Annotated in this window: 22 protein-coding genes; 17 read left to right on the top strand and 5 right to left on the bottom strand. The window is 66.2% G+C overall.

The window, feature by feature from the left end; genetic code table 11:
* Positions 1-6: 6 nt before the first annotated feature.
* From murG to dnaE, 12 genes are all read left to right on the top strand, one after another.
* The gene (murG, locus tag AAE021_RS08790) at positions 7-1,116 is read left to right on the top strand and encodes an undecaprenyldiphospho-muramoylpentapeptide beta-N-acetylglucosaminyltransferase (protein WP_342025227.1); all 1,110 of its coding nucleotides are present in this window, start codon (positions 7-9) and stop codon (positions 1,114-1,116) included.
* The gene (gene murC / locus AAE021_RS08785) at positions 1,113-2,600 is read left to right on the top strand and encodes a UDP-N-acetylmuramate--L-alanine ligase (RefSeq protein ID WP_342025226.1); all 1,488 of its coding nucleotides are present in this window, start codon (positions 1,113-1,115) and stop codon (positions 2,598-2,600) included. The genes murG and murC overlap by 4 nt, the downstream gene beginning before the upstream one ends.
* Positions 2,593-3,540: a cell division protein FtsQ/DivIB gene (locus AAE021_RS08780; protein ID WP_342025225.1), complete on the top strand. Its 948-nt coding sequence runs from the start codon at positions 2,593-2,595 to the stop codon at positions 3,538-3,540. Before murC ends, AAE021_RS08780 begins: the two co-directional genes overlap by 8 nt.
* Positions 3,541-3,768: 228 nt before the next feature.
* The gene (gene ftsZ / locus AAE021_RS08775) at positions 3,769-4,965 is read left to right on the top strand and encodes a cell division protein FtsZ (protein ID WP_342025224.1); all 1,197 of its coding nucleotides are present in this window, start codon (positions 3,769-3,771) and stop codon (positions 4,963-4,965) included.
* 72 nt (positions 4,966-5,037) lie between these two features.
* On the top strand, positions 5,038-5,742 hold the full coding sequence (locus AAE021_RS08770) for a polyphenol oxidase family protein (protein WP_342025223.1): 705 nt from the start codon (positions 5,038-5,040) through the stop codon (positions 5,740-5,742).
* A 59-nt stretch (positions 5,743-5,801) separates the two neighbouring features.
* Complete coding sequence (locus AAE021_RS08765) at positions 5,802-6,632, top strand: YggS family pyridoxal phosphate enzyme (RefSeq protein ID WP_342025222.1); 831 nt, start codon at positions 5,802-5,804, stop codon at positions 6,630-6,632.
* A 73-nt stretch (positions 6,633-6,705) separates the two neighbouring features.
* On the top strand, positions 6,706-7,251 hold the full coding sequence (locus AAE021_RS08760) for a cell division protein SepF (protein ID WP_342025221.1): 546 nt from the start codon (positions 6,706-6,708) through the stop codon (positions 7,249-7,251).
* A gap of 66 nt (positions 7,252-7,317) precedes the next feature.
* A complete protein-coding gene (locus tag AAE021_RS08755; protein WP_152218710.1) occupies positions 7,318-7,608 on the top strand; it encodes a YggT family protein in 291 nt (96 codons plus the stop codon).
* Positions 7,609-7,765: 157 nt separating this feature from the next.
* Entirely contained in the window at positions 7,766-8,470 is a 705-nt protein-coding gene (locus AAE021_RS08750) for a DivIVA domain-containing protein (protein ID WP_342025220.1), read from the top strand.
* A 185-nt stretch (positions 8,471-8,655) separates the two neighbouring features.
* Positions 8,656-9,348: a signal peptidase II gene (gene lspA / locus AAE021_RS08745; RefSeq protein ID WP_342025219.1), complete on the top strand. Its 693-nt coding sequence runs from the start codon at positions 8,656-8,658 to the stop codon at positions 9,346-9,348.
* Complete coding sequence (locus tag AAE021_RS08740; protein WP_425362464.1) at positions 9,345-10,280, top strand: RluA family pseudouridine synthase; 936 nt, start codon at positions 9,345-9,347, stop codon at positions 10,278-10,280. The genes lspA and AAE021_RS08740 overlap by 4 nt, the downstream gene beginning before the upstream one ends.
* 150 nt (positions 10,281-10,430) lie before the next feature.
* Positions 10,431-13,907 (top strand): DNA polymerase III subunit alpha, encoded by a 3,477-nt coding sequence (gene dnaE / locus AAE021_RS08735; RefSeq protein ID WP_342025352.1) that lies wholly within the window; start codon positions 10,431-10,433, stop codon positions 13,905-13,907.
* A gap of 58 nt (positions 13,908-13,965) precedes the next feature.
* Here dnaE and AAE021_RS08730 read toward each other — a convergent pair whose 3' ends face one another.
* Positions 13,966-14,160: a helix-hairpin-helix domain-containing protein gene (locus tag AAE021_RS08730; RefSeq protein ID WP_342025218.1), complete on the bottom strand. Its 195-nt coding sequence runs from the start codon at positions 14,158-14,160 to the stop codon at positions 13,966-13,968.
* Positions 14,161-14,789: 629 nt separating this feature from the next.
* On the opposite strand from AAE021_RS08730, the gene hisD reads away from it, so the two are divergent.
* Both hisD and nrdR read left to right on the top strand, forming a co-directional pair.
* Positions 14,790-16,151: a histidinol dehydrogenase gene (gene hisD / locus AAE021_RS08725; RefSeq protein WP_425362463.1), complete on the top strand. Its 1,362-nt coding sequence runs from the start codon at positions 14,790-14,792 to the stop codon at positions 16,149-16,151.
* 221 nt (positions 16,152-16,372) lie between these two features.
* Positions 16,373-16,870 carry a transcriptional regulator NrdR gene (gene nrdR, locus AAE021_RS08720; RefSeq protein ID WP_342025216.1) on the top strand — a complete coding sequence of 166 codons (498 nt, stop codon included), beginning with the start codon at positions 16,373-16,375 and terminating at the stop codon, positions 16,868-16,870.
* A 104-nt stretch (positions 16,871-16,974) separates the two neighbouring features.
* On the opposite strand, the gene ppgK is transcribed toward nrdR, so the two are convergent.
* Positions 16,975-17,781: a polyphosphate--glucose phosphotransferase gene (gene ppgK / locus AAE021_RS08715; protein WP_342025215.1), complete on the bottom strand. Its 807-nt coding sequence runs from the start codon at positions 17,779-17,781 to the stop codon at positions 16,975-16,977.
* 42 nt (positions 17,782-17,823) lie between these two features.
* On the bottom strand, positions 17,824-18,702 hold the full coding sequence (gene map / locus AAE021_RS08710; RefSeq protein WP_342025214.1) for a type I methionyl aminopeptidase: 879 nt from the start codon (positions 18,700-18,702) through the stop codon (positions 17,824-17,826).
* A gap of 88 nt (positions 18,703-18,790) precedes the next feature.
* On the opposite strand from map, the gene AAE021_RS08705 reads away from it, so the two are divergent.
* Positions 18,791-18,967 (top strand): SPOR domain-containing protein, encoded by a 177-nt coding sequence (locus AAE021_RS08705; protein ID WP_152218702.1) that lies wholly within the window; start codon positions 18,791-18,793, stop codon positions 18,965-18,967.
* Positions 18,968-18,983: 16 nt separating this feature from the next.
* Here AAE021_RS08705 and AAE021_RS08700 read toward each other — a convergent pair whose 3' ends face one another.
* Entirely contained in the window at positions 18,984-19,421 is a 438-nt protein-coding gene (locus AAE021_RS08700) for an NUDIX domain-containing protein (protein WP_342025213.1), read from the bottom strand.
* A gap of 44 nt (positions 19,422-19,465) precedes the next feature.
* The gene (panB, locus tag AAE021_RS08695; protein WP_342025212.1) at positions 19,466-20,332 is read right to left on the bottom strand and encodes a 3-methyl-2-oxobutanoate hydroxymethyltransferase; all 867 of its coding nucleotides are present in this window, start codon (positions 20,330-20,332) and stop codon (positions 19,466-19,468) included.
* A 239-nt stretch (positions 20,333-20,571) separates the two neighbouring features.
* Between panB and glnA the strand changes: the two genes are divergently transcribed.
* Together glnA and AAE021_RS08685 are read left to right on the top strand one after the other, a co-directional pair.
* Positions 20,572-21,912, top strand: coding sequence for a type I glutamate--ammonia ligase (gene glnA / locus AAE021_RS08690; protein WP_342025211.1), 1,341 nt, complete (start codon positions 20,572-20,574; stop codon positions 21,910-21,912).
* 66 nt (positions 21,913-21,978) lie between these two features.
* Positions 21,979-24,996 (top strand): bifunctional [glutamine synthetase] adenylyltransferase/[glutamine synthetase]-adenylyl-L-tyrosine phosphorylase, encoded by a 3,018-nt coding sequence (locus tag AAE021_RS08685; protein ID WP_342025210.1) that lies wholly within the window; start codon positions 21,979-21,981, stop codon positions 24,994-24,996.
* Positions 24,997-25,075 lie beyond the last annotated feature (79 nt).

Below are 25,075 nucleotides of genomic sequence, written 5' to 3'. Positions count from 1 at the left end.
AGCTCCATGACGCAACGTCCCCTGTCCCTCGTCCTCGCCGGAGGCGGCACCGCCGGGCACATCAGCCCGCTCCTTGCGGTGGCCGGTGCCGTGCGGGACTCCGCGCCCGAGTCCCGCATCAAGGTTGTGGGCACCGCCGCCGGAATGGAAACGCGGCTGGTTCCCGCAGCAGGCTTCGAGCTCGCGGTCATTGACCGGGTGCCCATGCCGCGGAAGCCGGGACCGGACCTGTTCCGTCTGCCGGGCCGCCTCAAGCGCGCCGTATCCCAGGCCGGGGACATTCTCGACGAGGCGGAGGCCGACGTCGTCGTGGGCGTGGGCGGTTACGTTTCCACCCCGGTCTACCTGGCTGCACGCCGGAGGAAGCTGCCGATCATCGTGCACGAGGCCAACGCACGCCCGGGACTGGCCAACCGCGTGGGCGCCCGCTTTGCCGACGTCGTCGCCACGGCGTTCCCCGACACCAACCTCCCGGGCGCGCGCCAGGTGGGGATGCCCATGCGCCGGGAAATCTCCGGACTGAACCGCCACGAGGCCCGGCCCGGCGCCCGCGCCGCCCTGGGACTGGATCCGGATCTGCCCACCCTGGTGGTGACCGGCGGTTCCTCCGGCGCGGCATCCATCAACCGGGCCGTGGAAGAGGCCCTGCCCGTCTTGGCCGCAGCGGGAATCCAGACACTGCACATCACCGGACGCGGGAAGCAGCTGCACACCGCCGAGGGGGCACTGCTCGCCGCGGAGGGCTACCACCAGGTGGAATACGTGGACGGCATGGAGCAGGCGTATGCCGCCGCTGACCTGCTGGTGGCGCGCTCCGGAGCCGGGACGGTCTGCGAGATCAGCGCCGTCGGCCTGCCCGCGGTTCTGGTGCCGCTGCCGCACGGCAACGGGGAACAGGCACTGAACGGTGCCGGACTCGCCGCAGCGGGGGGAGCGCTGCTCGTTTCGGACGCACTCTTCACAGCACAGTGGATTTCCGACAAGCTGATACCTTTGCTGGCGGATCCTGCCGCTTTGGAGGCGATGTCGGCGGCCTCCGCGGCCCGCGGCATCAGGGACGCGGACCGGCAGATGGCCGAATTCATTCTCGAAGCTAACGTGAGGTCACGCGCATGAGCACGCTGAAACTGCCGGACCTGGGACGGGTGCACTTCATTGGACTCGGGGGAGCGGGCATGTCAGCCGTGGCCCGCGTGATGATCGGACAGGGCGTCACAGTATCCGGTTCGGACTCGCGCGATTCACCCGGTCTCCGTGCCCTCGAAGCCCTCGGCGCCACCGTATTTGTCGGCCAGGAGGCCGCGAACGTGGAGCAGGCGGACACAGTGGTGATTTCCACTGCCATCCGGCCCGGCAACCCGGAACTCTCCGCGGCACGCTCCCGGGGGCTGCGGGTCATTCACCGTTCCGTGGCCCTGGCTGCGGCCATGGGCACCCAGGATGTGGTCGCCGTTGCCGGAACGCACGGAAAAACCACCACCACGGCCATGGTGACCGTCCTGCTGCGGGAAGCCGGAATGGATCCGTCCTTCGCCATCGGCGGCGACGTTGCCGCCCTGGGTGTCAATGCGGCGCACGGCAGTGGAAACGTGTTCGTGGCCGAGGCTGATGAATCGGACGGATCGTTCCTGAACTATCTTCCCCGGATCACTGTCATCACCAACGTGGAGGCGGACCACCTGGACCATTACGGCACCGAGGAAGCGGTTTTTGCCTCCTTCGACCGCTTTGTCCGGCTGCTGCCGGCGGACGGGCTGCTGGTGGCCTGCGCCGATGATCCCGGCGCCGCCGACGTCGTGGCCCGCTCCGGCGCCGCACGGGTGCGCACTTACGGGTACAGCGAGAATGCCGACATCCGCATCACTGACACCCGGCCGGTGGCCAGCGGGTCCGTTTCCCTGCTGCGCTTCAGCCTAGACGGCCTGGAATGCGAGCAGGAGCTGCGGCTGATGGTGCCGGGGGCGCATAACATCCGTAATGCAGCCGCCGCCTTCACCGTGGGCCTTGGCCTGGGCGTGGATCCGGCACGGGCCGCCGCTGGGCTGTCAGTGTTTTCCGGTGCCGCCCGCCGGTTCGAGGCCAAGGGCGCCGTGCGCGGCGTTCGGGTTTTTGACGACTACGCCCACCACCCGACCGAACTCGTGGCCGCCCTCCAGGCAGCGCGCACCGTTGCCGGAGAGCATCGTGTGCACGTATTGTTCCAGCCCCATCTCTTCAGCCGCACCCTGGCCTTTGCCCATGAATTTGCCGCCGCCCTGGAACTGGCCGACAGCGCCACGGTGCTGGATATTTACGCCGCCCGCGAGGACCCCGTGCCGGGGGTGACCAGCGAGCTGATCACCTCCCGGGTCAACCGGCCCGGCGGCTACGCCCCCGACGCATCCGCTGCGGTGCGGGACATCTGCCGCCGCGCCGAAGCCGGGGACATCATTCTGACGGTGGGGGCGGGTGACGTGACCCAGTACGGCGCAGTGCTGGTGCAGGAACTGGCCCGCACCGGGGAAGCCGCCGGGAATGCCTTCGATGCTGCCGCAGGCGAATCCGCCTCCGAACCTGCCGCCGCGGCCCCTGCCGCGGCCCGGAATGAATCCCGTGGGTAGCAGGAAACCCCGCAGGCCGGCAGTGGATACCGGACGGACCGGACCGTCAGCGCGCAGCGCGGACAACGTCCGCCGGGCCGGCGGCCACGGCAGTGATTCCGTTCGCCGGCCCGGCGGCCCGCACCGCGGCGCCGAGCGGTCCTCCTTCCACGGCGCAACCGGTGCAGCTCCCCGTTCGGGCGCGGGCACCGGCGGTGATGGCGGCAGCGACGCGGTCACGGCCACGGTCCTGGCTTTTCCGGAGCCGCCCGTCCGGCGGCGCCGGCGGTGGGTGCTGACCACGGTTATTTCCGCAGTGGTGATCCTTGGCGCGTTTTTCGCCTTCCTGTTTTTCTCGCCGGCCCTGGCGCTGAAGACGGTCACGGTGCAGGGTAATTCCCTGCTCACCACCGATGAGGTGCACCGGGCCCTGCAGCCGCTGATGGGCAAGCCGCTGACCACAATTTCCGAGGACGACGTCGCGGCGCTGCTGGCGGACAGGCCCGAAGTTGCGGGCGTGGACGTAGTGGCCGAGCCTCCCTCGGAAATCGTGGTGACCATTGCCGAGCGGGTACCGGTGGCCGTGCTGCAGAGCGGCGACGCGTTCCTGCTGATTGATGATGAGGGCCGGGAGATCGGAACCGCCGCCAACCGGGCCGAGGCCCGCCTGCCCCTCATCGACGGAGGCACTGAAGCGGTGAACAGCGCTGTCTTCAGCACTGTCACCTCCGTTTTGTCGGTCCTGCCGGAGGGTGTGCTGACGCAGCTGGACCATGCCTCGGCATCCTCGGTGGATTCGGTTCAGCTGCAGCTGCTCAACGGGCAGCAGGTATTCTGGGGGAGCGCCGAATCCAGTGTGGCCAAGGCGCGCGCCCTGGAAGCGCTGCTGCAGATGCCGCCCAACGATCCGCCGATCAAGGTGTTTGACGTCAGCACCCCCACGGCGCCCGTAACGCGGTGATATTTGCCTCCTGCGGGAAAGAAAAATCCGACACGCGGCAGAGGTAATTGCAGAACGAGTTTCCGCCCCATAGCGTCACAGGTAGAGGATTACTTGACATAACTATAACCTTCAACTAGAGCCTTAGGGTCTGGGGTTGAAGGTTGGACATTAGGTTCAAGGTTTTTCGGCCGGGATTTCCGGCCACCCAATGATCAGTTGCACAGATTCGAACAAGGGACACAGGACGTGGCAGCACCGCAGAATTACTTGGCCGTCATCAAGGTCGTCGGCATCGGCGGCGGTGGCGTGAACGCCGTAAACCGGATGATTGACGTGGGACTCCGTGGAGTGGAGTTCATCGCGATCAACACCGATGCACAGGCACTGCTGATGAGCGACGCCGACGTGAAGCTCGACGTCGGCCGTGAGCTGACCCGCGGCCTGGGCGCCGGTGCGGATCCGGAGGTTGGCCGCAAGGCCGCCGAGGACCACGCCGAGGAGATCGAGGAAGTCCTTCGCGGGGCTGACATGGTCTTCGTCACCGCAGGCGAGGGTGGCGGCACCGGCACCGGCGGCGCTCCCGTCGTTGCCCGCATTGCCCGTTCGCTGGGTGCGCTGACCATTGGTGTGGTCACCCGCCCCTTCACCTTCGAGGGCCGCCGGCGTTCCAACCAGGCTGAGTCGGGCATCGACACCCTGCGCGACGAAGTCGACACCCTCATCGTGATCCCGAACGACCGCCTGCTGTCCATCAGCGACCGCAACGTGTCCATGCTGGATGCCTTCCGTTCAGCTGACCAGGTGCTGCTTTCCGGTGTCCAGGGCATCACCGACCTGATCACCACCCCCGGCCTGATCAACCTTGACTTCGCCGACGTCAAGTCCGTCATGCAGGGTGCCGGTTCGGCGCTCATGGGCATCGGTTCAGCCCGAGGGGAGGACCGGGCCGTCAAGGCCGCCGAGCTGGCAATAGCTTCTCCTCTGCTGGAAGCCTCCATCGACGGCGCCCACGGTGTCCTGCTCTCGATCCAGGGCGGTTCCGATCTCGGCCTTTTCGAGATCAACGAAGCCGCACGCCTGGTCCAGGAAGTGGCCCACCCCGAAGCCAACATCATCTTCGGTGCCGTCATTGACGACGCCCTGGGTGACGAAGCACGCGTCACGGTTATTGCCGCCGGTTTCGACCAGGTGGATGTCACCTCCCAGCCGGTTTCCCACAAGCCGGCCGAGCCGGCAACCCCGCCGGTCAGCGCACCGGCAGCGGGCGGCTACGCAGGCGCAGCCCCCGCTTCCGCGGGCCTGTCCGCATGGTCGCAGCGCTCCAACCAGCACAGTGACGTTCCGGCCGACGCCGGTTTCGACGTCGACCTGCCGGCCGTCGTGGAATCGGACCTGTCCACGGGCCGCAACGATGACCTGGACGTTCCTGATTTCCTGAAGTAACAGCACTATCTGAAGTGAAACCCGGTCCGGGCAGAAGCCCGGAACGCCCGGCAGCAGCGAGGTTGTTCGACGATGTTTTGGTGGCAGACGCAGGCCGGTGACGGCCTGAGGGTCGCATTCACCAATACGGAGGCGGGCAACCTCGCTTTGCATGTCGGGGATGACCCCGTGCAGGTGCTGCAGCGCCGGGCGGCCCTGGAAAAGGTCATGGGCGTCCCTGACAAGGCGCTGAAGTTTATGAACCAGGTGCACTCCGCGGACGTTGCGCTGACCGGATCCGGGGACCCCTCTGCGGCCGCACCGACTGCCGATTCCCTTGTCAGCACCGACGGAAGCGCGCCCCTGGCGGTTATGGTGGCCGACTGTGTGCCCGTTGTCCTGATTGGCGGAACGCCCGGCGGCGGCGTGGTGACCGCCGCGGCACATGCCGGCCGCAAAGGGCTGCTGGGCGGCGTCCTGGTCAACACGGTGGACCGGATGCGGGCAGCCGGAGCCGCGGATATCAGGGCATGGATCGGTCCGGCCGTGTGCGGGGAGTGCTACGAAGTCCCCGGCGCCATGCTGGAGGAAGCGGCCGCCCTGATGCCCCAGGTGCGCTCCCGTACCCGCCGGGGCACCCCTGCGCTGGACCTTCCCGCCGGCGCGGCTGCACAGCTTGCCGCGCTGGACGTGGATGTGGTGCGCGTCGGTGGCTGCACGCTGGAGTCCGGGGACCTCTACTCGCATCGGCGCTCCAGCAGCTCCGGACGGTTCGCGGGCCTCGTCTGGCGCAGCTGAAACACTTTGTGCCTGCCCTTGGGGTGGGCATGGCTTACGAACGATCCAAGGAACCAGACATGACTTCGACTACTTCCAGCCCTGACCGGGCCGCCGAGCTCGCGGAGCGGCTTGAGCGGGTCCGTGACCGCATCCGCGCAGCGGCGCCTTCAGGGGCGGATCCCACACTGATAGTGGTCACAAAATACTTCCCGGCCGCCGACGTCGAACTGCTGGCACGCTTGGGCGTCACCGATGTTGGCGAGAACAAGGACCAGGAGGCCGCCGGCAAAGCCGCGGACACTGCGTCCCTGGGGCTGTCATGGCACTTCATTGGCCAGCTCCAGAGCAACAAGGCCAAGTCCGTGGTCCGTTATGCACAGGCCGTCCACTCCGTTGACCGGCCCTCGCTCGTTACCGCGCTGGCCAAGGCCATGGCCGGGGAGCAGCAGCGGCGGGCCGGGGCGGGTCTTGAACCGCGGAAGGATCTGGAGTGCTTTCTCCAGGTTGACCTGCGAAATCCCTCAGCCGCTAACCCAAGCGCCGCCGCTGGCGGAAGCGCAGCCGGGGCGCCGGCTGGAACATCAGCCGGGACGCCGGGGCAGGGCGCCCCGGGCGGTCCGGCCCGCGGGGGAGTGCTGCCCGCGGAGCTGCCGGCGCTGGCCGATGCCGCAGCGGCTGCTCCCGGGCTTCGTCTGGCGGGGCTGATGGCCGTGGCACCGCTGGATGAGGATCCGCTGGATGCCTTTGGCCGGCTTCACAACCTGTCCCTGCAGCTGCGGGAAAAGTACCCCGAAGCGGACGCGGTGTCCGCGGGCATGAGCGGGGACCTTGAAGCGGCGTTGGCCTGCGGGGCGACACACCTGCGGATCGGCTCGGATATTCTCGGGCCGCGGCCCCCGGTACGGTAGCGTCTAATGGAGGAAAGTTCCTCATATGGCGAGGGACGGGTGCTACGGCGCTGAAGTTCTAGAAGGAGCAACCATGGCTGGCGCAATGCGCAGGACAATGATTTACCTTGGGCTCGCCGACGGTGACGAGAACTACGAGCCTGAGCCGAAGAGCCAGCGGGATGCCCCGGCGCGCAGCGAGGAATACACACCCGAGTTTGAGCGCACGGAACGTCCCGAGCGCGATGCCGAGCCAGGCCCGGGTCCGGCCCCGGTTACCCGCACCGCTGTTGAAGAATACCGGGCGCCGGTAACGCCGATTAAACGAGCTCCGTCATCCCGAGAGGAAGTGGCTGGCTTGCGCCAGATCACCACCGTCCACCCCCGTTCTTACAACGACGCCAAGATCATTGGCGAGAGTTTCCGCGACGGCATTCCCGTGATAATGAACGTCACCGACATGGGCGAAGCCGACGCCAAGCGCCTCGTGGATTTCTCCGCTGGCCTCGTGTTCGGGCTGCGCGGTAGCATTGAACGCGTGACCAACAAGGTATTCCTGCTGTCGCCTTCCTACGTGGAGGTGCTGGGGGATGACAAAAAGGTCAGCGAGTCCCAGTCGGCATTCTTCAACCAGAGCTGACCGCATCCCCGCCGCGGCGGGGTCACTGCGGGCTGCTGAGGCTTCCCCGGAAACGAAACCACACGCGTGAGTATTATTTTTTCCCTGCTGTATCTGCTGCTGGTGCTCTTTTATTTTGCCCTGCTCCTGCGGATTGTTTATGACGCAGTCCAGATATTTGCCCGCCAATGGCGCCCGAAGGGGCCCGCCCTGGTGCTTGCCTCTGTGATCTACGGCGCAACCGATCCGCCCATCCGGCTCCTGCGGAGGTTCATTCCTCCACTGCGGCTTGGCGGCATCTCGCTGGATCTCGCCTTCATAGTGCTGTTCATCCTTGTGGCCATTGCCAGGGCAATCGTTGGCGGCCTCATCCTCTAGCCACAGTGGCTGCAACGGGTCCGGTTAGTTTTCCGCACCTGAAAGATATACTGTGAAAAAGAATAAGACTCCTTAGATTTTGTATGTTCGTTATTCTGTACGTAGAACCGTCTGCTTGACTCGCAGGCGAATCTTATAACCAGTGTGAGGTGACCAGATGGCTCTGACGCCAGAAGATGTTGTCAATAAGCGGTTCCAGCCGACCAAGTTCCGTGAGGGCTACGACCAGGACGAGGTTGACGATTTCCTTGATGAGATCGTTGTTGAGCTTCGCCGCCTGACCGCGGAGAACGAAGACCTGCGCCGGCAGCTTGCAGATTGCGTTGCCGGAAACAGCAGCGAAAGCTCCGTTCCGGCCCCGGTCTCCGCCGCTGCCAAGACCGACCAGGTCACGCAGCCGGTGAAGGACGAAAAGAAGCCCGAGCCGGTCAAGGCCGAAGAGCCCAAGGCTCCCGCCGCCAAGGCTGAAGAGCCCAAGGTTGAGGCGCCGGCTCCTGCCGCTGCCGCTCCCGCCGCTGCTGCTGCGCCTGCCGCGGCAGTCAGCAACACCGAGACGGCCGCCGGCATCCTGGCCATGGCCCAGAAGATGCACGACGACTACGTCGGTGCCGGTGTTGAGCAGCGCGACAAGATCATTGCCGAGGCACAGATCGAAGCCAGCGGCCTTGTCAGCGAAGCACAGGACAAGAGCCGCAAGATCCTCAGCAACCTGGAACAGCAGAAGGCTGTCCTGGAGCGCAAGGTCGAGCAGCTGCGCGGTTTCGAGCGCGACTACCGTTCACGCCTGAAGGCTTACATCGAAGGCCAGCTGCGGGACCTCGACGCCCGCGGATCGGTTGCTTCGGAGACCGCTGACGCGTAACGCGGCAACACCCGCTCACCCGCGGGTGGACTAAACTGTAATAAAGCATGGGCCGGCTGGCCGGGACGCCCCGGCCGGCCGGCCCGTTGTTTTGGGTGGGCCGGCCTGTGGTCTGCCCGGCCTCCTGACGGCCGGCGTCTCCTGCGTCGCGCCATGAACCACAGCACCGGGACGAAGAAAGCTACATGACCAAATCATCTGAGGAATCCGGGGCCGCCAGTCCCGCTGCCCGATCGGGGGCAGGCGCACACGTGCGTCCGGCGTGGTCCGGTTACGCCCTGATCATGCTGGCCTGCGCCGTCCTGGCGCTTGGCCTGGACCAGCTGACCAAGTGGTGGGTGGAAAGCACCATGACCCTTGGCCAGATTACCGACGTGCTGCCGCCCGTGCTGCGCTGGCACTACATCCTCAACCCGGGCGCGGCGTTCTCCATCGGCACCGACTACACCTGGGTATTCACCATCATCATGGTGGCCGTGAGCGGCTTCCTGGTGTACCTGATGCTCAAGGTGCGCTCCCTGTCCTGGGCCATCGCGCTGGGCCTGGTCCTCGGCGGAGCCCTCGGCAACCTGACAGACCGGCTGTTCCGCGCTCCCTCCTTCGGGCAGGGTCACGTGGTGGACTTCATCGCCCTGCCAAACTTCGCCATCTTCAACATTGCCGACTCCTGCGTGGTCAGCGGTGTGATCCTGGTGTGCCTGCTGACCCTGCGCGGCACGGGCATGGACGGGAAGCGGGACGCGCCGCACGGTGCCGGCAGCGACAGCGAGGTGAACGGCGGCGTAAATGACGGCGCGGCGAACGGCGGCGGCGCCGGAGGAAACGATGCCCGGGAAACCGGAGCGCAAGATTCGAAGAACGGCGAAGACAAACAATGAATGAGATCCATACCGTCCTGCAGATCCCGGAGGAGGCCGACGGCGGGCGCGCCGATGCCGTCATGGCCAAGCTCCTGGACGTTTCGCGTTCCACCGCCGCCACCTGGTTTACCGACGGCTACTTCAGCATGGGCGGCCGTCCGCTGGCCAAGTCGGACCGGCTGTCCGCCGGCGACAAGGTCACCGTCGACATTCCGGAACAGCGCGATCCGCTGGCCGTCGTCGTCGAACCCGTTGAAGGCCTGAAGATCCTGGCCGACGACGAGCACTTCGTCGTCATCGACAAGCCTGTGGGCGTTGCCGCGCACCCTTCCCCCGGCTGGGTGGGACCTACCGTCGTCGGCGGCCTGGCCGCAGCCGGCTACCGCATCTCCACCTCCGGAGCTCCGGAGCGGCAGGGCATTGTGCACCGGCTGGATGTCGGTACCTCCGGGGCCATGGTCGTGGCGAAGACCGAGCACGCCTACAACGTGCTGAAGCAGGCCTTCAAGGACCGCACCGTGGACAAGATGTACCACGCGGTGGTCCAGGGCCTTCCGGATCCGCTGCGGGGCACCATCGATGCGCCGATCGGCCGCCACCCCTCCTACGACTGGCGTTTCGCCGTGCTGGAGGGTGGACGCCCGTCAGTGACCCGCTACGAGGTGCTCGAAGCCTTCGGCAAGGCCTCCCTCGTGGAAGTGCACCTGGAAACCGGCCGGACCCATCAGATCCGCGTCCATTTCTCCGCCCTCAAGCACCCCTGTGCCGGAGATCTCACCTACGGCGCCGAGGCGAAACTTGCCGCCGAGCTGGGCCTGACCCGGCAGTGGCTGCACGCCCGGAAACTGGGCTTCGCCCATCCGGAAACCGGCGAACACGTGGAAGTTGTCAGCGACTATCCCCAGGACCTGCAGTACGCCCTGGACGCCCTGCAGCGCGGGGACGTTTAAGCAACACGCCGACGCGGCACGCCGAGCGGTCTCCGCACGCGGCGTGCCCGTCCGGAGCCGGGGGCGGCCGGGGCCTAGAATGGTTCGGTGGCTTCAGCAACTAGTTCTTCGAAATCGTTTGTCCATCTTCACAACCACACCGAGTACTCCATGCTGGACGGTGCGGCACGCCTGACGGACCTCTTCAGCCACGCTGACGAGCTGGGCATGAATGCCGTGGCGACCACTGACCACGGGTTCGTGTTTGGTGCGTTCGACTTTTGGAATAAGGCCCGCAACGCCGGGATCAAGCCGATCATCGGCGTCGAGGCCTACCTCACCCCGGGCACGGCCCGCGCGGACAAGACCCGCGTGAAGTGGGGCGACGGCGGCCGCAACGACGTTTCCGGTGCCGGCGCCTACACGCACATGACCATGTGGGCCGAAACCACCGAGGGCATGCACAACCTCTTCCGGATGTCCTCCCTGGCGTCCCTGGAGGGTTTCCTCTACAAGCCGCGCATGGACCGGGACCTGCTGCAGACCTACGGCAAGGGCCTGATCGCCACCACCGGTTGCCCGTCCGGTGAAGTCCAGACCAAGCTGCGGCTGGGCCAGTACCGCGAAGCCGTCCAGGCGGCGTCGGACTTCCGTGACATCTTCGGCGCGGATAACTTCTTTTGCGAAATCATGGACCACGGCCTGGACATCGAGCGCAACGTGCAGGCGGACCTGTTCAAGCTCGCCAAGGAGCTGCAGCTGCCGCTGGTGGCCACCAATGACCTGCACTACACCCACGCCGAAGACGCCTCAGCGCACGCCGCCCTGCTCTGCGTGCAGTCCGGGTCCTCGCTGGCGGACCCGAAGCGCTTCAAATTCGACGCCGACGAGTTCTACCTGAAGTCCCCGGCGGAAATGCGGGCCATCTTCCGCGATTACCCCGAGGCCTGCGACAACACGCTGCTCATTGCCGAGCGCTGCGACGTCGAATTCAACACCAACGCCAACTACATGCCGCGTTTCCCCTGCCCGGAGGGGGAGAACGAGGAATCGTGGTTCGTCAAGGAAGTCGAAGCCGGCCTGCACCGCCGCTACCCGAACGGGATCACTGACGCCGTGCGCAAGCGCGCGGATTACGAAGTGGGCATCATTGCCCAGATGGGCTTCCCGGGCTACTTCCTCGTGGTGGCCGACTTCATCAACTGGGCCAAGGCCAACGGAATCCGCGTGGGTCCGGGCCGAGGCTCCGGTGCCGGTTCCATGGCCGCCTACGCCATGGGCATCACCGACCTGGACCCGCTGCAGCACGGCCTGATCTTTGAGCGGTTCCTGAACCCGGACCGCGTCTCCATGCCTGACTTCGACGTCGACTTCGATGATCGGCGCCGCTCCGAGGTGATCCATTACGTCACCGAGAAGTACGGCGACGAGCGCGTGGCCATGATTGTCACCTACGGCACCATCAAGGCCAAGCAGGCCCTGAAGGACTCCTCCCGCGTCATGGGGTACCCGTTCTCCGTGGGGGAGCGCCTGACCAAGGCCATGCCGCCGGACGTCATGGGCAAGGGGCTGTCCCTGGCCGACGTCCATAACAAGGAAGCCAAGCGGTACGGCGAGGCCGAGGAACTGCGCGAACTGCTGCGCACCGACCCCGACTCCCAGCGCGTTTTTGACACCGCCCTCGGGCTCGAAGGCCTAAAGCGCCAGTGGGGCGTGCACGCCGCCGGCGTCATCATGTCCTCGGATCCGCTGATCGATATCATCCCGATCATGCGCCGTGACCAGGACGGGCAGGTCATCACGCAGTTCGACTACCCCACCTGCGAAGGCCTGGGGCTGATCAAGATGGACTTCCTCGGCCTGCGGAACCTGACGATCGTTTCCGACGCCGTGGAGAACATCAAGAACAACCGCGGCGAGGACCTGGTCCTAGAGGACCTGCCGCTGGACCTCAAACCCGCCTACGACCTGCTGGCCAGCGGTGACACCCTTGGCGTGTTCCAGCTCGACGGCGGGCCCATGCGGTCGCTGCTCAAGAGCATGCGCCCGGATAACTTCGAAGATATCTCCGCCGTCATCGCCCTGTACCGGCCCGGCCCCATGGGTGCGAACTCGCACACCAACTACGCGCTGCGTAAAACCGGGCAGCAGGAGATCACTCCGATCCACCCTGAGCTCGAGGAACCGCTGGCGGAGATCCTGGGCACGACCTACGGCCTGATCGTGTATCAGGAGCAGGTGATGGCCATTGCCCAGAAGGTGGCAGGCTTCAGCCTTGGCCAGGCCGACATCCTGCGCCGTGCCATGGGTAAGAAGAAGAAATCGGAGCTGGATAAGCAGTACGCCGGTTTCCACCAGGGCATGATTGACCGCGGCTACTCGGAGGCCGCCATCAAGGCGCTCTGGGACATCCTGCTGCCCTTCTCCGACTACGCCTTCAACAAAGCGCACTCGGCCGCCTACGGCGTGGTTTCCTACTGGACCGCGTACCTGAAGGCCGTGTACCCGGCCGAATACATGGCCGCCCTGCTCACCTCCGTGGGTGATGACAAGGACAAGCTGGCCATGTACCTGAACGAGTGCCGCAAGATGGGCATCACCGTGCTGCCGCCGGACGTCAACGAATCCAGCGTGAACTTCACCCCGGTCGGCACCGACATCCGCTTCGGCATGGGCGCCATCCGCAACGTGGGTGCCAACGTGGTGCAGTCCATGGTCTCCGCCCGTGAGGAAAAGGGTGCGTTCACCAACTTCAAGGACTTCCTGATGAAGGTCCCTGCGGTGGTGTGCAACAAGCGCACCATCGAATCGCTGATCAAGGCCGGCGCCTTTGACTCGATGGGCCATGCCCGGCGTCCGCTGGCCATGATCCATGAAGAGGCAATCGATTCCGTCGTCGTCCTCAAACGCAACGAGGCGGTGGGGCAGTTCGACCTCTTCGCCGCCATCGCGGATGTGGAGCCTGAGGACTCGATCAGCATCGAGATCCCGGACCTGCCGGAGTGGGAGAAGAAGGACAAGCTGTCCTTCGAGCGCGACATGCTCGGCCTGTACGTCTCCGATCATCCGCTGCAGGGACTCGAGGGCATCCTGAGCCAGCACGCGGATTCCTCCATCACCAACATCGTGGGCGAGGAAGGCCCGCCCGACGGCGCCATTGTCACCATTGCGGGCATGATCACGTCGCTGCAGCGCCGGATCGCCAAGAACAGCGGCAACGCCTATGCCCGCTGTGAGATCGAGGACCTGGCCGGATCCATGGAGGTCATGTTCTTCGGGCAGGTCTATGGACCGATCGCGGCCGTGCTAGCCGAGGACCTGATTGTGGTGGTCCGCGGCCGGCTGCAGCGCCGCGACGACGGCGCCGTGACCCTGAACGCGCAGGAACTGACGGTGCCGGACCTCAGCGAGGGCCACTCCGGCCCCGTGGTGATTTCGATGGCCACCTACAAGGCCACGGAAACGGTGGTGACGCAGCTCGGCGACGTGCTCCGCACCCATCCGGGCACGTCCGAGGTGCAGATTCGTTTGAATGGGTCCCGCAGCGTGGAGGTCATGAAACTGGGTGTCGACATGCGGGTGAATCCCACGCCGTCGTTGTTCGGTGACCTGAAGGTGCTCCTCGGACCGGCCTGCCTGGACGCCTAACGGGGTGCGACGCAGCCCTGCAACCGTAACTACCGGGGCAGGGCTGCGTAGCTCGGCGCTACCGCAGGGCGAGGCCGTGGTCCTGGAGGGCTTCTTCGATGATGCGCAGTGCCTTGGGGCCGACGCCGTGCAGCTTTGACAGCTCGGCGTGGTCGGCGTCCGCCAACTCCTTCAGGGACGTATAGCCGGCAGCGTTGAGCCCCCGCGTTGCCGGCGCTCCGATCCGGGGCAGGCTGTCCAGATCCGTTGTCATGCCCCGACCCTACGGCCGGCGCCGGGCACGGGGGAAGACACGGGGGAAGACACAGGGGAAGACACGGGGAAGATGCGTGGGAAGGTACGGGGGAAGGCAGGGGGAAGATGCGTGGGAAGGTACGGGGGAAGGCAGGGGGAAGGCACGGGGAAGACGCCGGGGAAGACACGGGGGATAAAGGCCGGGCGGGTTGCCCGTATCCCTGGGAAGGCTCACGGGAGGACGCCTGGATATAGGCGGGGCAGGTTGCCCGGGAAAACGTCCTGGAGGGCGCCCGGATAAAAGGCGGGCTGGATGCCCGGATCCATTGCGCAGATCAGGGGCTTTCGGGAGATCTATTGCGCAGATCAGGGGCCTAAAGTGCCCGAAAACCGGGTTTTGGGCCCGTTATCTGCACAATGGATTCTCCGTTGTCCCGTTATCTGCACTATGGATCCGGTCAAGGGGCCTCTGAACCGTTTATCTGCCCGAAAGATGCCTACAGGGATCCGCAGAACCCATAACGTTTCGCCCAGTAGAACTCCGCTGCCACCACCCGGCAGACCTGACCGCCCCGAATCCGCCCCAACCCGGCCTCGCGGCGTAACGCTGGCACCGTCGTCGAACGGCTGAACAGGCGCTTGGGTAGAATGGAAGACGTGACTTCCTCCAGTTCAGTCCTCGCCTTCGAATCTTTCCGAACCATCGACCTGCGCGGGCAGCATCTGACCCCGGCCGGCCTGAAGAACGCGATGCCGCGCGCGGAAACCACCACCGAGGTGGCCTCCGACGCCGTCGCCGGCATCATTGCCGATGTCCGCGCCCGCGGCTTCGACGCCCTTAGCGAGCTGGCAGCCCGGTTCGACGGCGTGGAACAGGACCACCCCCTGGTGCCGCGGGAAGCCATGAAGGCGGCGCTGGCGCAGCTTGATCCTGCCATCCGGGAAGCCCTGGAAGAATCCATCCGCCGGGCGCGGCTCTTTGCTGAGGCCCAGCGCCCGCAGAACACCGAGCTGCGGATTGGCCCCGGCGCCAACGTTTCGCAGAACTGGCTTCCGGTGGGCCGCGTGGGCCTGTACGTTCCAGGCGGCCTGGCCGTATATCCGTCTTCCGTGGTCATGAACGTGGTTCCGGCGCAGGCAGCCGGCGTCCGCTCGCTGGCAGTGGCATCACCGCCGCAAAAGGAATTCAGCGGCCTGCCCCACCCGACCATCCTGGCCGCGGCGGAACTGCTGGGCATCGAAGAGGTGTACGCGATGGGCGGCGCCCAGGCTATCGCGGCCTTTGCCTACGGCATTCCGGCCGCCGGTTCCAACCCCGAGCTGGCTCCGGTGGACGTTGTCACCGGACCGGGCAACGTGTACGTCGCCACGGCCAAGCGCCTGGTGAAGGGTGTTGTGGGAATCGATGCCGAAGCCGGCCCCACCGAGATCGCCATCCTGGCCGACGGCGGGGCAAATCCGCGCCTCATCGCCGCCGATCTCATCAGCCAGGCTGAGCATGACCCCAACGCCGCGTCCGTCCTTGTCACCGATTCCCCGGAACTGGCCGAACGCGTCCGGGAGGAACTGGGCCTGCAGGTTCCGGCCACCCGGCACAGCGCCCGCGTGGAAACCGCGCTTTCCGGCGCCCAGTCCGGAACCATCCTCGTGGATGACCTGGACCAGGGGATTGCCGTCTGCAACGCCTACGGTGCGGAGCACCTGGAAATCCAAACGGCCGGTGCGGCGGCTGATGCTGCCCGGATCACCAGTGCCGGGGCGGTCTTTGTCGGAAACTACAGCCCGGTCAGCCTCGGCGACTACTGCTCCGGGTCAAACCACGTCCTTCCCACCGCGGGAACCGCTGCCTTCTCCTCCGGACTGAACGTCACCACCTTCATGCACGCCATCCAGGTCATCAACTATGACCGTGCTGCCCTGCAGGAAGTCACCGGCCACGTTGTGGCGCTGTCCCGGGCGGAGGATCTCCCTGCCCACGGAGACGCGGTGTCCATTCGGTTCGAATCCTGAACCATGCCGTAACTGAATGCCGCCCGACGGTGCACAGCCGGCAGGGTGGACCACCATATGTAGTGGCTGGTCCTACTACATAAGGTGACGGGTAGTTGGTGATGTCAGTGCTGCGGCTCTAGAATGAGTGCGCAGTGCAGCTTTTGCTGTACCGGGCCTGGTGCGTGACGCAGCAGGCGTGGGTGCCTGCCGGCCATTGACCTCCAGCGAAAGGACACCGGATGTACTGTCCGTTCTGCCGCAACGCTGATTCCCGCGTCGTCGACAGCCGCCTGGCCGACGACGGATCCGCCATCCGACGCCGCCGCCAGTGTCCCGAATGCGGGCGCAGGTTCAGCACGGTGGAGACCACCAGCCTGAGCGTCATTAAGCGTTCCGGTGTCGGCGAGCCCTTCAGCCGCGGCAAGGTCATCAATGGTGTGCGCAAGGCATGCCAGGGGCGGCCCGTGAGCGAGGATGACCTGGCCATGCTGGCGCAGGAGGTCGAGGAATCGATCCGTGCCAGCGGTGTGGCTGAAATTGATGCGCATGAGGTGGGACTGGCCATCCTCAAGCCGCTGCAGAAGCTGGACCAGGTGGCCTATCTGCGGTTCGCGAGCGTGTATCAGGCTTTCGAATCGCTGGAAGACTTCGAAGCAGCGATAGCTGAACTCCGCGGGGAATCCGCGCGTCAGGGCGCCGTTCCGGCCGGATCCCAGCGGCCGCTCAGCGCCCGCTGACAAGCTCTTGTGACGCGGAAAGCGGCGGCAGGGAAATCCTGCCGCCGCTTTCCGGGCTTAACCTGCCCAGCGGATCGTCAATGCCGCCGAGCCTTCGCCGGGTTCTACTTGATGTACTTGAAGTGCATTGCCGCCTGAAGGGCAGCACCCACGATGCCCGCATTGTTCTTGAGGTTGGCGGTCACCAGCGGCGTGCGCAGGTCCAGCAGCGGCAGGAAATCCTCGCTGCGCTTGGAGATGCCGCCGCCAACCACAAACAGGTCCGGGGAGAACAGGAACTCCACGTGGGAGAAGTAGCGCTGCAGGCGCTTGGCGTACTCTTCCCAGCTGATGTCATCGCGTTCGCGGGCTGAGGCGGAAGCCCGGCTTTCGGCGTCGTACCCGTCAATTTCCAGGTGTCCCAGTTCCGCATTGGGAATCAGAACGCCCTGGTGGATCAGGGCGGAGCCGATTCCGGTGCCCAGGGTGATCACCAGAACGGTGCCGTCGATGCCGCGGCCGGCGCCGTAGCGTGCTTCGGCCAGCCCGGCGGCATCAGCATCATTCATGACCTGGACCTCGCGGTTCAGCGCATTGGTGAGCAGCGCGTCCACATCGGTGTCCACCCAGCTCTTGTCCACGTTCGCCGCGGAGCGTGCCACACCGTGCTGGATGATGGCCGGGAAAGTGACTCCGACAGGAACATCGGGGCCCGGCCCCTCCGGACGCGAGGACAGCTCGGCGACGATCTGTCCCACCACGCCGGCCACGGCCTCGGGGGTGGCAGGCTGCGGCGTGGGAATGCGGAACCGCTCACCGATCAGCTTGCCCTTGGTCAGGTCGACAATGCCGCCCTTGATGCCGGTGCCGCCGATATCAATGCCGATGACCGCGTTGCCGTCGCCGTGCTTGCTCTTATGTTTCTTGGCCATGGTTCTCCAGATGTAGGTCTGTCTCGGCGGCGCGAACGCTGCTCAGGGGAGGGTCAAAACTTCAGCGCCGGTATCCGTGACCAGCAGGGTGTGCTCAAATTGGGCGGTTCGTTTGCGGTCCTTGGTGAGGACGGTCCAATCGTCATCCCACATGTCCCACTCGATGGTGCCAAGTGTGAGCATAGGCTCAATGGTAAACACCATTCCCGGTTCGATCAGACGGCTGTAGGCCGGCGCGGCGTCGTAGTGGGGAATGATCAGGCCGGTGTGGAACGCTTCGCCCACTCCGTGGCCCGTGAAATCGCGGACCACGCCATAGCCGAAGCGCTTGGCGTAGGACTCGATGGTGCGGCCAATAACGTTGATTTCCCGGCCCGGCATGACCGCCTTGATGGCCCGCCGGAGGGATTCGGAGGTGCGCTCCACCAGCAGGCGGGACTCTTCATCCACGTCGCCCACCAGGAACGTCCAGTTCGTGTCGCCATGCACGCCGTTGATGTAAGCGGTGATATCGATGTTGATGATGTCGCCGTCTTCAAGCACCGTGGTGTCCGGAATGCCGTGGCAGATGACCTCATTGACCGAGGAGCACAGGGACTTCGGGAAACCCCGGTATCCCAGGGTTGACGGGTAGGCCTTGTGGTCCAGGAGGAATTCGTGGCCAACCCGGTCGAGCTCGTCGGTGGTGACGCCGGGGACGATGTGCTTGCCCACCTCCACGATCGCCTGGGCTGCGATTTTGCTGGCGATGCGGATCTTCTCGATGGTCTCGGCTGACTTGACCTCGGAACCGGTGAACGGGACGGGAGCTTCCTTGCCCACATATTCCGGCCGCGCGATGGACGCGGGAACCGGCAGGCGGGGGCTCACAGTTCCCGGAGTGAGGTGGCCGAGGGGTGCGGTGGCAAGAGTGTGGGGCATACCATCGATCTTATCGCCGGACGGCTTATGCCGCGGCACCGGGGCGCCCCAGCCGGGGGGCCGGAAGCCTTTTCAAGGAGCGCACATCATGGCTGAGTACTGGTTCAACGTTGTCACCCACGAGGTCGAAAAGGGCCCGCAGTCTGACTGGACCAAGCTGCTGGGCCCGTATCCCACCCCTGAGGAAGCAGAGCTTGCGCTGCAGAAGGTCCAGCAGCGCAACGAGGCCTGGGACAAGGAAGACGAAGAAAACCGCAACTGGTAACCGGCTCCGTGGGTTCCTAGTCGTAAAGGGATCCCACCATGGCCCCCAGGCCGGCGGACAGTACATGAGCCTGCGTCAGCGGCATCCACCGGCACTCCCAGCGCTTGGTCCCGCTGCCGTGTTCCGGATCGGACTCGCCGGCTTCCCACCGTTGCGCGGTGGCAGCAGGCGTGGCGGGGCTCAGGAGGAAGAAGTGCCGAGTGGCTGTCTCGAACCGTGCGGGGGAGTAGTCATAGGCGGCGGTTCCGAGCCGGCGCACCACCACTGCCCTGAGGCCGGTCTCCTCCAGCACTTCGCGTACCGCCGCAGCGGCGGGGTCTTCGCCCAGGCGGACGGTGCCCGCTGGAACCTGGACCCCGGTGACGTCGAGGGGAACGTCCAGGTGGGTGAACACCAGGAGGTGCTCACCCTGCACCACATAACAGACGACTTTTTCACTGGTGCTCTTTTCCACCCGGCGAGCCTACCCGGTGACCCTGTCCGGCAGCGGGAGCGCGCTCAGAAGCTGTGCTCGGGCCCGGGAAAGGTGCCGCCGCGAACCTCGTCCGCGTACGTCCTGGCCGCTTGGGAGAGCACTGACCGGACGTCGGCGAACTGTTTGACGAACCTTGGCATGGTGCCGCCGCGCATCCCGGCCATGTCCTGCCAGACCAGCACCTGGCCGGTGGTGGCGTTGCCGGCTCCGATGCCGATGGTGGGGACGGCGACGGCGGCATCCACCTCGGCGGCGACGTCGGCCGGCACCATTTCCATGAGGACGCAGAAGGCACCCGCCTCCGCCAGTGCGGCGGCGTCGTCGAGCACCGCGCGGCGTGCATCGCCGCGGCCCTGGACCCGGTAGCCGCCCAGGGCGTGCTCGCTCTGCGGGGTGAACCCCACATGCGCCATCACGGGGATTCCCGCTGCAGTGAGGGCGCGCACGTGCGGTGCGTAGAAGGCGCCGCCTTCCATCTTCACCGCGTGCACCAGCCCTTCCTTGAGCAGCCGGATGGAGGACTGAACGGCCTGCTCCGGTGACACTTCGTAGGAACCGAAGGGCAGATCGCAGACCACCAGCGACCTGCTGGCACCGGCGGTCACCGACCGGGCAAACACAATCATCTCGTCCAGCGTGATCGGCAGGGTGGTGGCGTGCCCCATCACGTTGTTGGCCGCTGAGTCACCCACCAGCAGCACCTCGATGCCCGCCTCGTCGAAGATGCCGGCCGTGTACTGGTCATAGGCGGTGAGCATCGCGAAATGCTGCCCGGAGTCCTTCATCTGCTGCAGGTGCGGGATGCGGATGCGGCGCGGACCGGCGGGTTTGGTGCTTTCGGAAGAGCCAGGTCCGGCGGCGTAGGGGGCGGGGTGCTCGGCGTCACTCATGAGCCGAGCCTACTAAAAGCGAAGGGTGCTGCGGCACAGTTCCCCTAAGCCGGGCGGCCCAATCGGCGCAGGAAGGCGGCATGGTGCCGCGTCTCCCGTAACGCTCGCCGTAACGCGGGGACCGCGGGGGCAGCCGCGGCGGAAATCAGCCGCGGGATGGGTAGAGTGAAGGAAGGCTTGAAGCACAGGGACCGCACCGGGGAAACCGGGCAGTCCCACCGTCCAGAAAGAGGGTAGGGATGAACCGCCAGCAGGAATTCGTTTTGCGCACCATCGAAGAGCGAGACGTCCGGTTTGTGCGGTTGTGGTTTACCGATGTTGTCGGCACCCTGAAATCCGTGGCCCTGGCTCCGGCCGAGGTTGAAGGCGCCTTCGAGGAAGGCCTGGGCTTTGACGGTTCCTCGATCGAGGGCTTGGCCCGTGTCTTCGAATCGGACATGCTGGCCCAGCCGGACCCCTCCACCTTCCAGATCCTGCCGTGGCGCGGGGACTCCGAGCAGACATCACGCATGTTCTGCGACGTCCTCACCCCGGACGGCCAGCCCTCCGCCGCGGACCCGCGCAACGTGCTCAAGCGCCAGCTGGCCAAGGCCGCTGACATGGGCTTTACCTGCTACACCCACCCCGAGATCGAGTTCTACCTGCTGAAGTCCGATGAGCTGGGCCCCGACGGCGAGCCCGTCCCGGTGGACCGGGCCGGCTACTTCGACCACGTCCCCGGCGGCGTGGCCCAGGACTTCCGCCGCACCGCGGTGTCCATGCTTGAAGCCGTGGGCATCTCGGTGGAGTTCAGCCACCACGAGGCCGGCCCCGGTCAGAACGAAATTGACCTCCGGTACGCGGATGCGCTGCAGACGGCGGACAACATCATGACGTTCCGCACCGTGGTCAAGGAAGTGGCACTGACCACCAACTGCTACGCCACGTTCATGCCAAAGCCCTTCTCCGACCACCCCGGCTCCGGCATGCACACGCACCTCTCGCTGTTCGAGGGTGACACCAACGCGTTCTTCGAGGCCGGCGCGGAATTCCAGCTGTCCAAGACGGCACGCCAGTTCATCGCCGGCGTGCTCCGCCACGCTCCGGAATTCACCGCGGTGACCAACCAGTTCGTGAACTCCTACAAGCGGCTCTGGGGCGGCGGCGAGGCGCCCAGCTACGTGTCCTGGGGCCACAATAACCGCTCAGCGCTGGTCCGGGTTCCGCTGTACAAGCCCGGCAAGGGCCAGTCCGCGCGCATCGAGTACCGGGGCATTGACTCCGCCGCCAACCCCTACCTCTCCTACGCGGTGCTGCTCGGCGCCGGGCTCAAGGGCATTGAAGAGGGCTATGAGCTTCCCGCCGGGGCTGAGGACGACGTCGAGAGCCTCTCGGCGGCCGAACGGCGCGCCATGGGCCTGGATCCGCTGCCGGCCTCACTGCATGACGCCGTGCGGGCCATGGAGGAGTCGGAACTGGTGGCCGATATCCTCGGCGAGCAGGTGTTCGAGAACTTCCTGCGGAACAAGCGCGCCGAATGGAACGAATACCGCCAGCACGTCACACAGTTCGAGCTGCGGAAAAACCTGGGCATTCTCTAGCCCCCTGCCGGCCCGTGCCGGCACGTTGGCCTGGATGGTTTGGATGAGCGATATGGAGGACCTCCGATGAGTCTCACCCGCCGGCTAATTGCCGCAGGTTTCACGGACCTGGAAAAAAGCAGCCGTTTCCTCCAGGCCCCGGAGCTTGACGGGCTGGACGAAACGGCGCTGTTTACCGGGTTCCTGCAGGCCGCGGACCCGGACCTTGCCCTGCAGTCGCTGGTCCGCCTGCTGGACCGGGTGCCTGAGCTGCGCGAACTGGTCGAGGGCGGCGAAGAGGAAAGCGAGGCCCTGTTCCGGCTGCTCGGCGCTTCCGAGGCGCTGGCCGAGTTCCTGATGCGCCATCCGGAAGCCGCCGAGAGCCTGCGGGCGCCGCTGCGCGCGGAACCGGCGGAAGTTGCCGCCGATACCCTGCGCGCTTCGCTGCTGGAATCAGTCAAGGCCGGCACCGGCGACGCCCCCGTGGCCGGGCTCACCGGCACCGAAGCCTACGTGGCGCTGCGTGCCCGCTACCGCAGGCACCTGCTCGACCTGGCCGTCCGTGACCTGGGAGCCGCATCGCCCACCGACGTGCTTCCCGCCGTCGGCCGCGAGCTCGCGGATCTGGCCGGTGCCGCCCTGGAAGCCGCGCTGGCGGTAAGCCGCGCGGAACTCGCGGCGAGCTACCCGGCCGAAGACATCTCCCGGGTGCGGCTGGCCGTGATTGCCATGGGCAAGTGCGGAGCACGGGAACTGAACTACATTTCCGACGTCGACGTCATCTACGTGATGGACTCCAGCGGGCTGGACGATGCCCTTGCCGGGAAGATCGGCACGGCTCTTGCCGCCGGCATCTCCCGGGCCATCAACGCCTCTGCCCCCGAACCCGGCCTCTGGGAAGTGGACACAAACCTGCGTCCCGAGGGCAAGGACGGTCCACTGGTCCGCACCCTCGACTCACACCTGAGCTATTACACCCGGTGGGCCCACACCTGGGAGTTCCAGGCACTGCTCAAAGCGCGGGCCGCGGCCGGGGATCCGGACCTCGGCCGGCGCTACGAGGAAGCTGTGGCTCCGCTGATCTGGTCCAGCACCGAACGCGAGGGTTTTGTGGAGTCGGTCCAGGCCATGCGCCGCCGGGTCACCGACAACATTCCCGCCTCGGAGGAGGCCCGGCAGCTGAAACTGGGCAGCGGGGGCCTGCGCGACGTGGAATTCACCGTGCAGCTGCTGCAGCTGGTGCACGGGCGGACCGATGAAACCCTGCGGGTGCGCTCCACGACGTCAGCCATTGCCGCCCTCAGCGAGGGCGGCTACATCGGACGCACCGACGCCGTGGACCTCGACGCGGCCTACCGCTACCTCCGCGTCCTGGAACACCGCATCCAGCTGGTGCACATGCGGCGCACCCACCTGATGCCGGACACCGAACCGGCCCTGCGTGCCCTGGCCAAGGCAGCCAGCGGTGCACTCGCCGTCGGCCGCCCCACCGCCGAGCGGCTCACCGACACCTGGCAGCGCACCAAGCGCCTGGTCCGCCGGCTGCACGAGAGCATTTTCTACCGTCCACTGCTGAACACCGCCTCAAACCTCAGCGTCGACGAAGTCAAGCTCTCACCGGCGGCAGCGCAGGCACGGCTCGCCGCGCTGGGATATGTGGATCCCCAGGGGGCCATGCGGCACATTGAGGCCCTGACCGCCGGAATCAGCCGCCGCGCCGCCCTGCAGCGCCAGCTGCTGCCGGTGCTGCTGGGATGGCTGGCCGACGGCGTGGACCCCGACGCCGGGTTGCTGGGTTTCCGCCGGCTGAGCGAGTCCCTGGGGGAAACCCACTGGTACCTGGGCATGCTGCGGGATTCCTCGGCCGCGGGGGAGCGGCTGTGCTCAATCCTGTCCTCCAGCCGGTTCATTACCGACCTGCTGGAGGTTTCCCCGGAAGCCACGGCATGGCTGGACACGGACAAGGACCTGGTGCCGATGTCCTTCGAGGCCCAGTGGCAGGAAATCCGGTCCAAAATGTCCCGCCACCCCAATCCCCGGGAGGCCATGCGCCTGATCCGCCTGATCCGGCGCCGCGAAATGCTGCGGATCGCCCTGGCGGACAGTGCCGGGCTGCTGACCCAGGAGGAAGTGGGCCGGGCGCTCGCCGACGCGGACCGCGCCGCAGTGCTGGGCGCGCTGCACGTGGCGGAGGCCGACGTGTTGTCCGGTGAGGACAAACTCACCGACATGCTGGTGGTCGCCATGGGCCGGCAGGGGGGACGGGAAATCGGTTACGGCTCCGACGCCGACGTGCTGTACGTCCACCGTGCCCTGCCCGGAGCCGACCCCGGTGCCGCCCAATCCCAGGCCGAACGGATTGTCGGTCAGCTCTCCGCGCTGCTGCAGCAGCCCTGCACTCCGGCGATCCTGGCCGAAAAGGTGCTGGTCCTGGACGCCGGACTGCGCCCGGAAGGGCGCAACGGTCCGCTGGTCCGCAGTCTGGGCTCCTACCGCGAGTACTACAGCCGCTGGTCGCTGATCTGGGAGGCACAGGCGCTGCTGCGAGCCCGCCCGATGGCGGGCAGCGACGAGCTGGCGGAAGACTTCGTGGACCTGATCGATCCGATCCGCTATTCAGCCGAAGTCAGCGAACAGGACATCCGCGAGATCCGCCGGATCAAGGCGCGGGTGGAGAACGAGCGGCTGCCCCGCGGAGCCGATTCCTCGCGGCAGCTCAAGCTGGGCCGCGGCGCCCTCAGCGACGTCGAATGGCTGGTGCAGCTGCTGCAGCTCGAGCATGCCGGCACCCACCCGGCGCTGCGGACCACCGCAACCCTTCCGGCGCTGGATGCGATCACTGACGCGGGGCTGCTGCCGGCTGCTGATGCGGCCATCCTGCGGGAAGCATGGCTGCTGGCCAGCCGGATCCGGTGCGCCAATGTCATCCGTGGCGGACGGAACCCTGACGTGTTACCTTCCTCACGCCGCGAGCTGGAGGCGGTGGCCCGCTGGTGCGGTTACGGACCGGGCCAGGGCGGCGTTTTGGAAGAGGATTACCTGCGGATCACCCGCCGGTCCCGCGCCGTTTTCGAGGGCTGGTTCTACGGCTACAACGACTCCTGATCCCGGACCGGGAGCCTCCCGGTTAGTTCCTGCGCTCCGTGCTCGGTAGGCTCTATGAGGCATTATCGGCATTTCTGTG

The organism is Arthrobacter citreus, assembly GCF_038405225.1.
Lineage (GTDB): Bacteria > Actinomycetota > Actinomycetes > Actinomycetales > Micrococcaceae > Arthrobacter_B > Arthrobacter_B citreus_A.
Note: the sequence above shows the minus strand (reverse complement) of the source record. Positions and strands in the feature narration are given on the sequence as shown.